Annotated in this window: 13 protein-coding genes; 10 read left to right on the top strand and 3 right to left on the bottom strand. The window is 57.1% G+C overall.

Annotated features, from left to right (window positions below):
- Positions 1–170: 170 nt before the first annotated feature.
- A complete protein-coding gene (locus ACWJ62_RS02930; protein WP_449284849.1) occupies positions 171–1,973 on the bottom strand; it encodes an acyl-CoA dehydrogenase in 1,803 nt (600 codons plus the stop codon).
- A 257-nt stretch (positions 1,974–2,230) separates the two neighbouring features.
- Here ACWJ62_RS02930 and ACWJ62_RS02925 point away from each other — a divergent pair, with 257 nt between their 5' ends.
- Positions 2,231–3,223, top strand: coding sequence for a GlxA family transcriptional regulator (locus ACWJ62_RS02925; RefSeq protein ID WP_449284848.1), 993 nt, complete (start codon positions 2,231–2,233; stop codon positions 3,221–3,223).
- Between the two features lie 110 nt (positions 3,224–3,333).
- Positions 3,334–3,498 carry a hypothetical protein gene (locus tag ACWJ62_RS02920; protein WP_162851874.1) on the top strand — a complete coding sequence of 55 codons (165 nt, stop codon included), beginning with the start codon at positions 3,334–3,336 and terminating at the stop codon, positions 3,496–3,498.
- A gap of 15 nt (positions 3,499–3,513) precedes the next feature.
- Here ACWJ62_RS02920 and ACWJ62_RS02915 read toward each other — a convergent pair whose 3' ends face one another.
- Together ACWJ62_RS02915 and ACWJ62_RS02910 are read right to left on the bottom strand one after the other, a co-directional pair.
- A complete protein-coding gene (locus ACWJ62_RS02915; protein WP_449284847.1) occupies positions 3,514–4,536 on the bottom strand; it encodes a hemolysin family protein in 1,023 nt (340 codons plus the stop codon).
- Positions 4,533–6,587 (bottom strand): FAD-dependent oxidoreductase, encoded by a 2,055-nt coding sequence (locus ACWJ62_RS02910; RefSeq protein ID WP_449284846.1) that lies wholly within the window; start codon positions 6,585–6,587, stop codon positions 4,533–4,535. The genes ACWJ62_RS02915 and ACWJ62_RS02910 overlap by 4 nt, the downstream gene beginning before the upstream one ends.
- 353 nt (positions 6,588–6,940) lie before the next feature.
- On the opposite strand from ACWJ62_RS02910, the gene ACWJ62_RS02905 reads away from it, so the two are divergent.
- The 8 genes from ACWJ62_RS02905 (at position 6,941) to ACWJ62_RS02870 (ending at position 15,596) form a co-directional block, all read left to right on the top strand.
- Positions 6,941–9,742, top strand: coding sequence for a monovalent cation/H+ antiporter subunit A (locus ACWJ62_RS02905; RefSeq protein WP_449284845.1), 2,802 nt, complete (start codon positions 6,941–6,943; stop codon positions 9,740–9,742).
- Positions 9,742–10,107, top strand: a complete 366-nt coding sequence (locus ACWJ62_RS02900; protein ID WP_088827508.1) for a Na+/H+ antiporter subunit C — start codon at positions 9,742–9,744, stop codon at positions 10,105–10,107. The genes ACWJ62_RS02905 and ACWJ62_RS02900 overlap by 1 nt, the downstream gene beginning before the upstream one ends.
- Entirely contained in the window at positions 10,104–11,621 is a 1,518-nt protein-coding gene (locus tag ACWJ62_RS02895; protein ID WP_449284844.1) for a monovalent cation/H+ antiporter subunit D, read from the top strand. The genes ACWJ62_RS02900 and ACWJ62_RS02895 overlap by 4 nt, the downstream gene beginning before the upstream one ends.
- Positions 11,621–12,109, top strand: coding sequence for a Na+/H+ antiporter subunit E (locus ACWJ62_RS02890; protein WP_014577867.1), 489 nt, complete (start codon positions 11,621–11,623; stop codon positions 12,107–12,109). The genes ACWJ62_RS02895 and ACWJ62_RS02890 overlap by 1 nt, the downstream gene beginning before the upstream one ends.
- A complete protein-coding gene (locus tag ACWJ62_RS02885) occupies positions 12,106–12,375 on the top strand; it encodes a K+/H+ antiporter subunit F (RefSeq protein WP_088827505.1) in 270 nt (89 codons plus the stop codon). The genes ACWJ62_RS02890 and ACWJ62_RS02885 overlap by 4 nt, the downstream gene beginning before the upstream one ends.
- Positions 12,376–12,416: 41 nt before the next feature.
- Positions 12,417–12,749 (top strand): Na+/H+ antiporter subunit G, encoded by a 333-nt coding sequence (locus ACWJ62_RS02880; protein ID WP_014577869.1) that lies wholly within the window; start codon positions 12,417–12,419, stop codon positions 12,747–12,749.
- Between the two features lie 115 nt (positions 12,750–12,864).
- Entirely contained in the window at positions 12,865–15,174 is a 2,310-nt protein-coding gene (locus ACWJ62_RS02875) for a putative monovalent cation/H+ antiporter subunit A (RefSeq protein ID WP_449284843.1), read from the top strand.
- Positions 15,171–15,596: a Na+/H+ antiporter subunit B gene (locus ACWJ62_RS02870; RefSeq protein ID WP_062781697.1), complete on the top strand. Its 426-nt coding sequence runs from the start codon at positions 15,171–15,173 to the stop codon at positions 15,594–15,596. Before ACWJ62_RS02875 ends, ACWJ62_RS02870 begins: the two co-directional genes overlap by 4 nt.
- Positions 15,597–15,618: the final 22 nt, after the last annotated feature.

The following is a 15,618-nucleotide window of genomic DNA, read 5'->3' as shown; positions in this document are numbered from 1 at the left end:
CCTAATCTATCTTATTTCTTGTCCGCGGGGTGCACCCAAGTCTGGGCGCAAGCGGCTGGGATCGCTTTCAGGGACCGTCTGTGGCCAAGGATGGCCACAGCCGAGCGCACAGGGATGTGCTTGTAGCGTGTCCCTGAAAGCGATCCCAGCCGATTGTGCCTGCTCCGACGTCAGAACCACTCAGACTTCATGTTCAGGCAAGTATCGTCCTGATTCCGCAGCAGAACCAGATCCTGGGCTACGGTTGGCAGTTCCCAGTGGAAGAAGTACTGGGCCGCCTGCAGTTTGCCCTGGTAGAAGTTGCGCTCGTCATCGGTGTTCGCCGAACCCAGGGCGTGGGCTGCGGCGTTGGCCTGACGGAGCCACATCCAGGCCACTATGATGTGGCCGAACAGGTGCAGGTAGCAGGATGCGTTGGCCAGGGTTTTGTCGGGATCTCCTTCCATGAGGGATTTCCCCAGGCTCTGGGTAACCTTCACTGCCTGCTGCAGGGTTTCACTGAGGGACAGGGCCCACTGCTGGCAGCGATCGGTGGTGGCAGCCTGAAGATCCACCTGCATTTCCTGCATGAGCAGTTGCAGACCGTGGCTCTGATCCTGCCAGATCTTCCGACCCAGCAGGTCGAGGGCCTGGATGCCGTTGGTGCCCTCGTGAATCGGGTTCAGGCGGTTGTCACGCCAACATTGCTCCGCGGGATACTCCCGGGTGTACCCCGCACCACCGTAGACTTGAATAGCCAGGTCGTTGGCCTTGGGGCCGTATTCAGATGGCCAGGCTTTGATGACCGGAGTAAGCAGGTCCAGCAGCTTTCCGGCTTCCTGGCGCTTCTGTTCGTCCGGATGGGTATGCTGGTCATCCATCAGTCGGGCGCCGTAGAGGCAGAGAGCCAGACCACCCTCGCTGTAGGCTTTCTGGGCCAGCAGCATGCGACGGACATCGGCGTGATCAATGATAGGCACCTGTGGGGATTCCGGGTTCTTCTCGCTGGCCTTGCGGCCCTGCAGCCGGTCTTTGGCGTATTCCAGACTGTGCATGTACCCACGATAACCGATTACGGCAGCGCCGAATCCGACGCCAACCCGCGCCTCATTCATCATCTGGAACATGTACTTCAGGCCTTGATGAGGTTCGCCAACCAGATAGCCGTGGCAGGGAGCATCATCACCGAAGCTCAGGGCGGTGGAGGTGGTTCCGCGGTAGCCCAGCTTGTGAATCAGGCCAGCGAGGCTGACGCCATTGCGTTCTGTGGGATTACCTTCGTCATCCACCAGAAACTTGGGCACGATGAACAGGGAGATACCCTTAACGCCCGCTGGTGCGCCTTTGATCTTGGCCAGCACCATGTGAACGATGTTGTCAGTGATGGACTGCTCGCCACCGGAGATATAAATCTTCGCGCCCTTGATCAGGTAGTGGCCTTCATCTGTGGGCGACGCCGAAGTCCGGATATCCGCCAGTGAGGAACCGGCATGGGGCTCGGTCAGGGCCATGGTGCCGCTGAAACGACCGCTGAGCATGTTCGGAAGGAAGGTAGTTTTCTGTTGATCGTTGCCAAAAACCCGGATCAAGTTGGCGGCGGCGGTGGTGAGGAACGGGTAACCCGCGGTGCCCGGGTTGGCAGCTGTGAAGAAACCGTTGCAGGCGGCCATGACCGATTCAGGCAACTGCATGCCACCCAGTTCATAGTCGTAGCGTCCTGCGATAAAGCCGGCCTGCGCATAGGCGTCGAAGGCTTCCTTTACCTGCGGAAGCATTTCGACCTGGCCATTGACGAACTTCGGTTCGTCTTTGTCGGCGGCGCTGTTATGGGTCGCGAATTTCTCCCGGGCCATCTTGTCAGCGGTTTCAATGACGGCATCGAAGGTGTCGCGGTTGTGTTCGCTGAAGCGCTCGCGGGTGGTGAGGTTTTCGGTATCGAGGACTTCGTATAGCTGGAACGCCAGGTCACGGCGGTCGATCAGGGTGTCGGTCATGCTTGGTCTCCTGTTTGTTGTCGACAGCCTCTCACAACTGGTTTTTTCTGGGAACCGGCGTTTATGACATAATTATGGTCATTATTGCCACGGCCTGGTCATCTTTAGGCTTATCCATTGCTCGCCGACCGGCTATGGGATGGGAACGTCTGGCCGGGACACGCCGTGAATACATCCATGTAGGCTTGGCTGCAGCATCCATGCTGCAGACAGTCCCGGCCAGACGTTCCCACCCCACAGCCTACTTTGGAGAACATATGCGAACGGTTTCTGTAATCGGTTTTGACGGGGCACTTGCCAGTGCTATTACCGGCATTATTGATCTTTTCCGTCTTGCCGGAGTCACTTGGGCGCGGATCAACGATGAAACGCCGACGCCTCAGTTTACGACCCGCCTTCTGACTAAGGACGGAGCCCCCTGTCGCTGCATCAACGGGCTGACCATTCAGCCAGACGGGGCCTGGAATGATCTGCTGCCGGGCGACGACAGTGATCTGGTGGTAATACCGACTATTGGCGGGCCGATTGATGTCGTTCTGGCGGGAAATTCGGAGCTCATTGAGTGGCTCAGCACTTTTCGGTCTTCAGACGCCGGGCAGGTGCGGGTGGCGAGTAATTGCACCGGTGCGTTTATGCTTGCCGAAGCGGGGCTGCTCGATGGTCGTCAGGCGACGACGCATTGGGGCTTCAGCCATCAGTTCCGCCAGCGCTTTCCGGCGGTGAACCTTCAGCCGGACAAGCTGGTAACGGTGGACGGCGACATTGCCTGTGCCGGGGGCGGTATGGCCTGGTGGGATCTGGGAATTTATCTGGTAGAAAGATATGCGGGGGCACAGGTCGCGCGGGAGCTGGCGAAAGCGTTTGTGATTGATGCCGGGCGGACCAGCCAGGCTCCCTACGGTGCCTTGCAGGCTCGGCGTTACCATTCCGATGCTGCCATTCTCACACTGCAGGACTGGCTGGACAGTCATTACAGCGAACCCGTTACCCTGCAACGCCTGGCTTCACTCTGCGGACTTACCGAGCGTTCTCTGATTCGCCGATTCAAGGCAGCCACCGGCGACACGCCCACCGGGTATCTGCAGCTGCTGCGGATTGAGGTGGCACGTCAGCATTTGGAGAGATCGCGGTTACCGATTGATGAAATCACCCAGTTGGTGGGATACGAAGACGTGAGTTCGTTCACGCGTCTGTTCCGCAAACATACCGGACTGTCCCCGGGCGCCTATCGATCCCGCTTTGTCAGGTAATGTGAGGATGCACCCGAATGGCCCGGGTTATGCATCGGTTTCCAATGAAGGCCAATGTTCGGCTTGAAACGTAAAGAATACCGACAGGTGTCACTATGGGGAGGTCCGCCATGAACGCACCAATCAGACAGAGCCAGGCAGACATTCTGAGCAAGTTATACGACATGAAGCGCAAGCAGATCGAGCAGGCACTGCATCAGGGAAACAGCTTTAGATGTCAGGTACTTGAAGCGGAAGCCGAGGCGATTTCCAATGCCTTGAAAGCCGCCCGCTAACGATTTTAAATCCTTCTATCCGGAGCCATACTTCTTCAGACGGCGGCTCCATCGCTGCTTCGCATACCGGCGAAGGTTCGAGACATTATCGGTTTCATCCATGATTTCCGTGCCCAAAAGTGTCTCCAGTATGTCCTCCAGCGTCACTATTCCCAGCCAGGTTCCCAATTCGTCATAGACAACGGCCAGGTGTTGCCGCTCTCTGAGCATGTCCGAGAAAAGAAATTCGATGTTGGTGTTGCCTTTGACCCGCTTTATTTTTCGCATGTGCTCCAGCAGGTCGACATCGCCATCGAGATTGATCAGGTCTGCACGATGCAGGTATCCGAGCGCCTCGCCGTCTTCATCGATTACCGGATAGCGGGAGAACGGTGATTTTCTGACCTGCTCCCGAAACTGGTCGTAGGTGATGTCCGGGTCAACGTATTTGCAAACCGTCCGTGGCGTCATCACGGAACTGACCTTGATTTCATGGAATCGCAGAACGTTTTGGATCATCCGCCGTTCGTCTTCATCCAGGGCTTGCTGATCCTTTCCTATCTCTGCCAGGGCGCTGATCTCCGCGCGGATATCAACGTCCGCCTCGCCGGATCCAATTCGACGGGTTACCTGTTTGGACAACCAGATAAACGGCAAAAGCGCCTTGATCATGAAGCCCAGGATTGCCGGCAACCGTGGCGCAATGCTCCGCCAGTACTTGGCACCGATGGTCTTGGGAATAATTTCCGAGAAGATCAGGATGGCAAGCGTCATAACAGCAGAAGCAATGCCCAGCCAGGCCTCACCAAAAACCACCGTCACCTGGGCGCCAACACCCGTGGCGCCGACGGTGTGGGCAACCGTGTTCAGTGTAAGGATTGCAGACAGCGGATCGTCCACATCATCTTTCAGTTTTCGCAACCGGGCGAACAGCTTCGGCTTCTCTTTTTTCAGTGAGGCGATGTAGCTCGGAGTCACCGAAAGCAGGGCCGCCTCAAGAATGGAGCACAAAAAGGAAAAGCCAATCGAAAGCACTGCGAAGGCGATAAGTAATGTCATAGTTTAGCTGCGACTTCCGTTCCCTGCCGGATGGCCCGTTTTGCGTCCAGTTCTTCGGCGACGTCTGCACCGCCAATCAGATGTGCGGTCACCCCAGAGTCCGATAACTGGTCGAAAAGTTCCCGGTAAGGTTCCTGGCCTGCGCAAATAATCACATTGTCCACAGCCAACACCCGGCTCTCCGTGACCTTGCCGTCTTTGTCGGTCAGGGAGATATGTAGCCCCTGGTCGTCAATCCGGTCATAGCGACAGCCCCTCAGCATTTCTACTTCACGGTGCTTCAGGCTGTTGCGGTGAACCCAACCTGACGTCTTGCCCAGACCGCCACCGACCTTGCCGGTTTTTCGTTGCATCAGGTAAATCTTTCGGGGCGAAGGTGTTGGATGGCGCTCGGCCAGTCCTCCGGGGCCATCAAAGTGCGGGTTAACGCCCCACTCTGCCTGCCAGTCGGCAACGCTGACCTGCTCGCCTTCGGGATGATGGCTGAAATCATGGGTCAGAAATTCGCTGACATCAAAGCCAATGCCGCCAGCTCCAATCACGGCCACATTCTTCCCAACGGATTTGTTGTGGCGAAGGACATCGAGGTAACCGAGCACCTTGGGATGATCGATGCCTTCGATTGCCGGTGTTCTTGGCTTCACGCCAGTGGCGATCACCACGTCATCAAAACCCTGCGACTTCAGTGATTCCGCGTCCACGCGAGTGCCAAGCCTCAGGTCAACCTCCAACAGCTCTATCTGGCGCTGGTAATAACGAAGGGTTTCGTAGAATTCTTCCTTGCCCGGGATGCGCTTGGCGTAGTTGAACTGGCCGCCAATCTGATCATCCGCGTCGAAGAGGGTTACTTTGTGGCCCCGTTTCGCGGCGGTTGTCGCTGCTGCCAGTCCCGCAGGCCCGGCGCCTACCACTGCAACCCTGCGCACAACCGGCGCCACCGTCAACACCAGCTCGGTTTCGTGACAGGCCCGCGGGTTTACAAGGCACGATGCCCGCTTGGCCTGGAAGGCATGGTCAAGACACGCCTGGTTGCAGGCAATGCAGGTGTTGATTTCGTCACTGCGCCCCTGCTCGGCCTTGCGCACAAACTCGCTGTCCGCCAACAGAGGTCGAGCCATCGACACCATATCCGCCTTGCCGGCGGCAAGAATTTCTTCCCCTTTTTCAGGGGTATTGATGCGGTTGGTGGTACACACCGGGATATCCACTTCGCCGTAGAACTTGGCGGTGACATCCGCGAAGCCGCCCCGGGGAACCGAGGTAACGATGGTGGGCACCCGGGCTTCATGCCAGCCAATCCCGGTATTAATGATGGAGGCTCCCGCCTGCTCAATGGCCTTGCCCAGTGTCACGATCTGATCCCAGGTCTGGCCACCCTCGACCAGGTCCAGCATGGACAACCGGTAGATAATGATGAATTCAGGCCCAACAGCTTCGCGCATTCGGCGGACAATCTCCACGGGCAGGCGCATGCGGTTCTCATAAGGGCCACCCCACTTGTCCGTTCTCTTGTTGGTCCGCTCACACAAAAACTGATTAATGAAATAGCCCTCGGAGCCCATAACTTCCACGCCGTCATAACCGGCGAACTTTGCGAGTTTTGCGGCACTGACGAAATCGTTGATCTGACGTTCGATCCCTTTCGAGGAAAGGGCGCGTGCCTTGAACGGGCTGATTGGTGCCTTGGTTGCCGACGCCGAGACAATCAACGGCTGGTAGCCGTAGCGTCCAGCGTGCAGGATCTGCATGCAGATCTTGCCACCCGCCTCATGCACCGCCCCCGTGACGTGACGATGTAACAGAGCCGTAGCCCGGTTGTTCATGGTTGAGGCAAGGGGAGCCAGCTGCCCAACCAGATTGGGCGAGAAACCGCCCGTCACCATAAGCCCCACGCCGCCTTCTGCACGCTCCGCAAAATAACGCGCGAACTTGTGGATGTTCCAGAACCTGTCTTCCAGGCCCGTGTGCATGGACCCCATCAGCACCCGGTTCTTCAGTTCAGTGAAGCCGAGATCCAGGGGTTTCAGAAGGTTGGGATAGGTGTCGCTCATGGGACTCTCTCAATAAATATTTATCGCGAGTATACACTTGATCAATGGCAAGTTGACTTGACCTTCCAGACGGGGCACGTATCATCGGCAATCAAGTTTAACTGACGGAGCAACCATGACCGCAAGGTCCTTCGGCTGCACAAGAGTGACCCGCCCACCTGTTACCGCTGACATCGCGCGGCACCGGGGACGTCTTCCATACTTCCCGGACCCGCCTGCCTTCTGCTGATCCACCCCGCCCTTCATGCCGTAAAGGCATCGTCATTCCTTATGCAGGGTGGCCGGCCGGAGACTAGACTCAGGCAAACATGCCTTCAATACTCACGTAAAAGAAAACCAATAACGAGGTTGCGATGTCGCTACCGCTGGTTGTTTTACTGCCTTTTCTGGGTGCCATAGCCGCACCTCTTTTCGCCCAGGGCGGCAGAACGGCGATTGCCGTTGCATCTTCTGTACCCGCATTGATCGCACTCGCGGCCCTTTTTCCGCATTGGGAAACCCTGGCTGATGGCGGCGTTGTGCTGCACAGCTACGAATGGCTTCCTGCACTCGGACTCTCCTTCAGTTTCCGCCTGGACGGGCTGTCCCTGCTGTTCGCTCTGCTGATCCTGATCATCGGGCTACTGATTATTCTTTACGCCCGCTATTACCTCAAAGCCCATGAAAACGTCGGCAAGTTCTACGCCCTGCTGCTGTGTTTCAAAGGATCGATGCTCGGCATCGTGCTCTCGAGCAACCTGCTCCTGATGATGATTTTCTGGGAACTGACCAGCCTGACCTCGTTCCTGCTCATCAGTTTCTGGACCCATAAACAGGACGCCCGCCGTGGCGCCCGGATGGCACTCGCGGTCACCGGCGGCGGCGGCCTTGCACTGCTCGCCGGCATCCTGATCATCGGCAACATTGTTGGCAGCTTTGAACTCGACGATGTGCTGGCGGCTGGAGAGCAGATCAAGGCACATGCCATGTACCCGGTGGCCCTGACTCTGGTTTTGCTAGGCGCTTTCACCAAATCGGCCCAGTTCCCGTTCCATTTCTGGCTACCCCACGCGATGCAGGCGCCTACTCCCGTCTCGGCATACCTGCACTCGGCCACCATGGTCAAAGCCGGCATCTTCCTTATGGCCCGGCTTTATCCGGCCCTGGCGGGCACCGAGCAGTGGTTCTATATGGTCAGCTTTACCGGGATGGCCACCTTGCTGATCGGCGCCTACGTCGCCATGTTCAAGCATGACCTCAAGGGATTGCTGGCTCACTCAACAGTCAGTCATCTCGGCCTGATCACCCTGCTTTTCGGCATGGGCACCCAACTTGCAGCCGTTGCAGCGGTCTTCCACGTAATTAACCACGCGATTTTCAAAGCCTCATTGTTCATGGCCGCCGGCATCATCGACCATGAAACCGGGACCCGGGATATGCGCCGCATCAATGGCTTATGGCGCTATATGCCTCACACCGCAACTCTGGCCATGGTCGCAGCCTCCTCCATGGCCGGCGTCCCACTGCTGAACGGCTTCCTGAGCAAGGAGATGTTCTTTGCCGAGTCTCTGGAGCTTAATCTGCCGGGGCTCCTGGCCTGGCTGCCACCCATTGTTGCAACCCTTGCCGGGGTCTTCGCGGTGGCGTATTCGGCCCGCTTTGTCCACGATGTTTTCTTCAACGGCAAGCCTGTGGATCTCCCGATTTATCCACCCCATGAACCGCCGCGCTACATGAAGTTTCCGGTGGAGATCCTGGTGTTCGCCTGCATCATGGTAGGCGTTTTTCCTGCTGTTTCTGTCGGGCCGCTGCTCTATCTGGCAGCTTCAGCCACCCTCGGCGGTGATGTGCCTGAATACACGCTTTCAATTTACCATGGCTTCAACCTTCCGCTATTCATGAGCTTCGTGGCGTTTTTCGGCGGATTGCTCATGTACAGCCAGCGGCAGCGCTTCTTCGATTTCCATGCCCGATTCAAGGAAATCGACGAGAAGGCCGTGTTCGAAGCTGTCGTCTTGCGCATTGTCGATCTGGCCAACAGGTTTACCGCGCGAGTAGAGAACGGCTCACTCCAGCGATACGCTTTGCTGTTGTTGGTCAGCGTGCTGGCAGTCGCGTCCGCCCCTCTCCTGAACCTTGGAATTTTTGTCGGAGAGAACGGACTCAGCCCGGTGGATTGGCCAACCGCGATTGCCGCCGGCGTGCTGATCCTGTGTGCACTGACAACAGCCATCCTGCACCGGCAACGGTTCTATGCCCTTGTTCTGCTGAGCGTGGTCGGCCTGGTCGTGGCCCTCGCTTTCGCCCGCTTTTCAGCACCAGACCTGGCCATGACGCAACTGTCCGTGGAGGTTGTGACCATCGTCCTGCTTATGCTGGCGATCTTCTACATGCCGTCGTGGACGCCAATCGAGACACCGATGAAACGTCGGCTGCGGGACATTGCCATTGCGGCGGTTGCCGGGATTGGGATGACACTGGTCACGCTGGCCATGCTAACCCAACCGTTCAGCTCGATTTCTGATTTCTTCCTCGAAAACAGTAAATCCGGCGGTGGCGGTACCAATGTGGTCAACGTAATCCTGGTGGACTTCCGGGGCTTCGATACCCTGGGTGAGATCACCGTTCTTGCTATCGCTGCCCTTGGTATCTACGCCATGCTGAAGGACACGGCCCTGACGCCTCCTCCCAGCGATGGCGAGGGCCATGCATGGACGCGGGATTCCCACCCGCTGATGCTAAGGTTGATTGCCCGGCCCATGCTGCCATTGGCACTGATGGTATCCGCATTCATTTTCCTGCGGGGCCACAATTTGCCCGGTGGCGGCTTTATCGCCGGCCTGGTCACTTCGGTTGCCCTTATCCTCCAGTACATTGCCAGCGGGATGGACTGGACCGAAGACCGAATCACTTTCCGTTACCACAACGTGATCGGCCTTGGGCTGCTCTTCGCAACGGTTGCCGGCGCGGGAAGCCTCGCTTTTGGCTATCCGTTCCTGACCTCCACGTTCGATTACATAACCTGGCCCGTGGTTGGCAAATTCGAGGTCGCGTCTGCACTGATATTTGATCTGGGCGTCTATCTCACCGTGATCGGCGCTACCCTGCTTGCGCTGGTCAGTATCGGCCGGATATCTCCCCACTCCGCCATAAAGAGTAAAAAGGAGGGTGCATAATGGAGCTTGTGTTTGCGCTGGTCATTGGTGCCCTGACGGCATCCGGCGTTTATCTGATTCTGCGGGCTCGCACCTTTCCTGTGGTGGTGGGACTGACCATGCTGTCCTACGGCGTGAATCTTTTTCTCTTCTCCAGCGGTCGCCTGGCAACCGGCCAGCAACCTGTCCTCGGTACCGCTGCAAGCTATTCCGACCCTCTGCCACAGGCACTGGTACTGACGGCTATCGTGATTGGCTTCGCCATGACCGCGTTCGTTGTCGTGCTGTCACTGCGCAACCTGGCAGACAACGAGGACGACCATGTGGATGGCAAACAACCGTACAAATCGCCTGCCCCGGAAGAAGAGGAGGTAACCGGTAAATGAACCACTGGCTTACCGCTCCTGTTCTGATTCCTCTGTTAGGCGGCATTCTTCAGGCTTTCATGGGCTACGCGCCCATCAGTCTTCGCCGCACGCTGGCACTGGCTACAACCGTCCTGATGCTGGTTTCTGCCATCGTGCTGCTGGTAATGGCGGACGACGGCAGCTATCGAATCTATGCATTCGGCAACTGGCAGCCACCATTCGGTATCGTATTGGTCCTGGATCGCCTGGCGGCCCTGATGCTGATCATGACAGCGGTTCTGGCCCTGTTCTGTCACATCTATTCGATCGGCGGTGCCGACGACGGCAATCGGCAGTTTCATGCACTTTTCCTGTTCCAGCTGATGGGGCTGAACATCGCATTCCTGACCGGTGACCTGTTCAACCTGTTTGTTGCTTTCGAGGTACTGCTTATTGCCTCGTACGGTTTGCTAATGCATGGCGGTGGCACAATAAGGACCGTTCCGGGCCTCCACTACGTTGTGCTGAACCTGATTGGCTCCGCCGTGTTCCTGATCAGTGTCGGCATGATCTACAGCGTCACCGGCACTCTCAACATGGCAGACCTGGCCGTCAAGATTCCGCAGGTTTCCGGGGAAGGTCTGAACATCGTCAAAGCCGGCGGCATGATGTTGCTGGTTGTTTTCGGTCTCAAGGCCGCAATCCTTCCCCTATGCTTCTGGTTACCGCGTGCCTATTCCAAAGCCACGGCGCCCGTGGCCGCGCTGTTCGCGGTTATGACCAAAGTTGGCATCTACGCCATTCTTCGGGTCTATCTCCTGATCTTCGGCGATGACGCTGGCGAACTTGCCAATCTGGGCATGGACTGGCTATTCCCCATTGCCCTGGCCACCCTCGCCATGGGGGTGATTGGCGCGCTGGGATCCGGCAGCCTGAAAACACTGGTCGCATGGCAAGTCATCATTTCCGTGGGCACATTGCTGGCGCCAATCTCGCTCGGGTCCGAAGCAGGTCTGTCTGCTGCCTTGTTCTATCTTTTGAGCACCACCTGGACGGTTGGCGGCCTGTTCCTGGTATCGGAGCTGGTGGCCAACCAGAGGGGCTCCGCCCGGGACCGAATCGTTACCGCCCCCCAAATGCAGAACCGCACCTTCCTGAGCGTGCTGTTCCTGGTCGGTGCCGTTGCAGCAGCTGGCCTACCCCCTTTGAGTGGCTTTTTCGGCAAGGTACTGATTCTGCAATCCGTGCAGTCGGGAACCGAAATGGCATGGCTCTGGTCAGTACTTCTGATCGGTAGTTTCCTGACCGTTATCGCGTATAGCCGCGCTGGCAGTATCGTTTTTTGGCGCACGGTGGATGGTCATCTGGAAAAGCCAGATCCGCTCAACGGCCGGATTTCTGTCGCAGCCGGTGCCCTGACTGCACTGGCAGTGGTGATCGTTGTACTGGCTGGCCCGATTACCCGCTACACCGATGCCACGGCAGAACAGTTGCACAACAAGGATGCCTATATTGAGATCCTGCAAACCAAGATGGTCAGGGAGGACAGCTGATGCTTGATCGCCTGAGTTTTCCCCAGCCCTGGCTGAGCCTTACCCTTTTTATCACCTGGCAGTTCCTGAGTGACGGAATAAGCGGCGGCAGTGCGGTATTGGGCCTGATCCTGGCGTGGGCAATACCGCAGATAACCCAGGGCTTTTGGCCTGATCCGCCGGCATTCATCAAGGCCTGGAGAGTGCCCGCCTACCTTCTGCGCGTTGTCTGGGATATTGTTATCGCCAGTGTTGAAGTGGCACGGCTCATCCTCAGCCCGCGGCCGGCACGTCCTGCATTTGTCTGTTATCCCCTGGAGCTGGAGCACCCTCTGGCCATCACAATTCTGGCCAGCACCATCTCGTTGACACCCGGCACCGTGAGCGCTGACGTCAGCGATGACAACAAGCTGCTACTGATTCACGCGCTTGACGCGGAAGATGATCAGACAGTTATCGACACGATCAAAACCCGCTACGAGAAGCCTCTGCTGGAGATGTTTCAATGATAGTTACCGCCCTCTACATCACCATTGCCATGGTCACTGTGGCGGCGCTTTTGAATGTATACCGTCTGATCAAGGGACCGGATGCGCCCGATAGAGTGCTGGCACTCGACACGCTCTACATCAACGCCATTGCTTTGATTATCCTGCTGGGCCTCACACTCGGAACACGCATGTACCTTGAGGCGGCCCTTCTGATTGCTGTAATGGGCTTTGTTGGAACCGTCGCCATGGCCAAATATCTGAAGCGGGGCAGCGTCATTGAGTAAGCCCACACCCGGCAAACAAATGCTCCAGGAGGAAACACCCGATGAACCCCTACGCTGAATTCGCCATCTGCCTGCTTTTGATCATCGGCGGCGCATTTACCCTGATCGGCGCTATTGGCCTGGCTCGCCTACCTGACTTCTTTACTCGCCTTCATGGCCCCACCAAAGCCACCACGGTTGGAGTGGGCGCTATCGTGATCAGCTCGGTGATCTACTTCAGCACACTTGGACAGGGTATTGGTATCGAGGAATTCCTGATCACCGCCTTTCTGTTCATGACGGCGCCTGTGAGTGCCAACTTCCTGGCAAAAGCTGCCATGCATTTGAAGGTTAACACCACAGAAAACACCCGGGGCCATCCCTGGGACCAGTAATTCAATCAACAATTCCAAGAACTTTTTGTGCCAAGGAATCGTATTAAATACTGATTATAAAAACCGCCGTTAACTGCAGGACGTTTTAACTTGGGTCTTAAAGGAGCACCCTTGAATGATGTTACTGGCTGTGCTTTCGGGATTTTTGCTGGCTGTGGCGGTTCCCGCGCTCTATCGCGTGGCAGGCAAACACATTGGCTGGGTGCTGGCCCTTCTCCCCGCGTTGCTCACGGCCTATTTTGCCAGCCTGATCCCGGCGGTCAGCGGCGGTGAAACTCTTCTGATTCGTAACCAGTGGATGCCCGGACTCGGCGTCTCGCTGGATTTCATGGTTGATGGCCTGGCACTGGTCTTCGCGCTTCTGATCAGCGGTATCGGAACCTTTATCCTGATCTATGCCGGTTCCTACCTCCAGGGCCACAAGGATCTCGCCCGATTTTACGTCATCATGCTGTCGTTCATGGCGTCGATGCTGGGGCTGGTGTTATCCGATAACCTCATCACTTTTTTCGTGTTCTGGGAACTGACCAGTATCACGTCCTACATGCTGATCGGCTTCAACCATGAAGATGCAGAAGCCAGGAAATGCGCCCTGCAGGGACTCTTCGTCACAGCGGGAGGCGGCCTGGTACTGATGGCCGGTCTGATTCTCCTGATCTTCATCACAGGGAGCTATTCGTTCTCCGAGATACTGGCATCCGATCTCGCCATTCACGACCATGGTTACTACACCGCGGCGGCGGTTTGCATACTCATCGGAGCCTTCACCAAATCTGCGCAGGTACCATTTCACTTCTGGTTACCCAATGCCATGGCTGCGCCTACCCCCGTTTCTGCCTACCTGCACTCGGCGACCATGGTCAAAGCCGGCGTCTATCTGCTGGCCCGCCTGAATTCATCCATGGACGGGGATGCGCTGTGGAGCAACTCCCTGATGTTTTTTGGCGCTGCAACCATGCTCACTGGCGCCTACCTGGCCTTCAGTAGCACCGGCATCAAGAAGGTGCTCGCATACTCGACGGTCATGGCGCTGGGCACCCTCACCATGCTCATCGGAATCGGCACAGAAAAGGCGATCATCGCTTTCGTCTGCGTTCTGGTGGCGCACTCGCTGTATAAGGGCGCCCTGTTCATGCTTGCGGGCGCACTGGACCACGAAACAGGCACCAAAGACATCACAAAAATGGGCGGGCTCTGGCGCAGCATGCCCAGGACCGCGGTTATTACCGGGCTGGCTGCATTATCGCTGGCGGGGCTTCCGCCACTCTTCGGTTTCGTTGCCAAGGAATTGATGTTCGAGTCGGTTATCAACTCGCCGGTATGGCCCTGGGCGCTCCTGACAGCGGCTGTCGCTTCTTCGATTCTGGTCGTGGCCGTAGCGGGACTGGTTTTCCTGAAGCCGTTTTTCGGCCCCGTTCGCACCACTCCGAAACAGCTCCACGACGCGCCCGTCGCCATGTTGATAGGCCCGGCAGTATTGACCCTTCTGGCGCTGATTTTTGGCGTGGCGCCGTTTTTGCCCGCAATCTTCGTACTGGATGCCACAGTCTCATCCGTCTATGGCACTGGGGTAAAGACGGCTCTGGCCCTGTGGCACGGAGTGAATGTTCCATTGATGCTGTCTGGCGCCAGCCTCCTGGCGGGCTCCCTGCTTTTTGTAACCTGGCAGCGACTGCATCCGACGCTTTACGCTGTCAACACGACCACCAGCCGCTTTGGTCCGGAGGCGGGCTATTTCCGATTCATGCTCGGGATCACCCAGGTTGCAAGCTGGCAAACCCGAGTGCTGCAGAACGGGGTTCTAGGCATCTATCTGCTGATCCTCGTTCTGGTCACTTTCGGTCTGACGGGCTACACGCTGTTCACCCGCCACGGCTTTCAGCTGGATTTCGATTTCAGCAATGGCTACTTCTACGAGTTTGGCATCGCTCTTCTTATTGTCGCAGCAACCGTCTTTGCCAGTGTCACCCGGTCCCGGCTGGGTTCCGTTGCCTCAGTCGGCGTACTGGGTTTCGGGGTGGCCCTGATATTCATCCACTTTAGCGCTCCGGATCTTGGCATCACGCAGCTCCTGGTGGAGACCCTGACAGTGATATTGCTGGTTCTGGTGCTCTTCAAACTGCCGCCTTTCGTCAACCTCTCATCGCCATGGGAACGTTATCGGGACCTGGCGGTGGCGGTCTTTGCCGGCGCGATCATGACCCTGCTGATGCTTGCGGTACTGGATATCCAGTACTTCGACAGTATCTCCGGTTATTACATTGAAAACAGTTATGGCCTGGCCTTCGGCAAAAACATCGTCAATGTGATTCTGGTGGATTTCAGGCAGCTAGACACCCTGGGGGAAATCTTTGTTCTGGGCCTTGCGGCTATGGGTGTCTACTCGATGGTCAAACTCAGGGCGGAGGACCAGCACAAGCCATGAAAACCAACACGCTCATACTCCACACCGCCGCTCTAGCGATTATGCCGCTACAACTAATGTTTTCGGTGTTCCTGCTTTTGCGCGGGCACGACGAACCCGGCGGCGGTTTTATCGGTGGACTGGTGGCGGCAAGTGCTTTTGTGCTTTATGCCTTCGCTTTTGGTGCTGAATCAACACGCAAGCTGCTGCGTGTCAGCCCTCGGGATATTCTGGCGGCCGGGTTGCTCTTCGGTCTCGCCTCTACAATCCCTGCCTTCTGGACTGGCCAGGCCATGCTTACCGCACTCTGGTGGGAGGTTCCACTCCCCGGTGAAGGCTATCTGAAACTATCAACCGTTCTGATTTTCGACATTGGCGTGTACCTGGCCGTCCTGGGCACGCTGATGACCTTTGTGATCAGCCTGATGGAGTCGGAAGAATGAACCGTGCATTCATTGACAGGGA

The sequence above is a fragment of the Marinobacter sp. PE14 genome (genome assembly GCF_053566155.1).
This window is presented reverse-complemented; position numbering and strand designations above follow the sequence as displayed.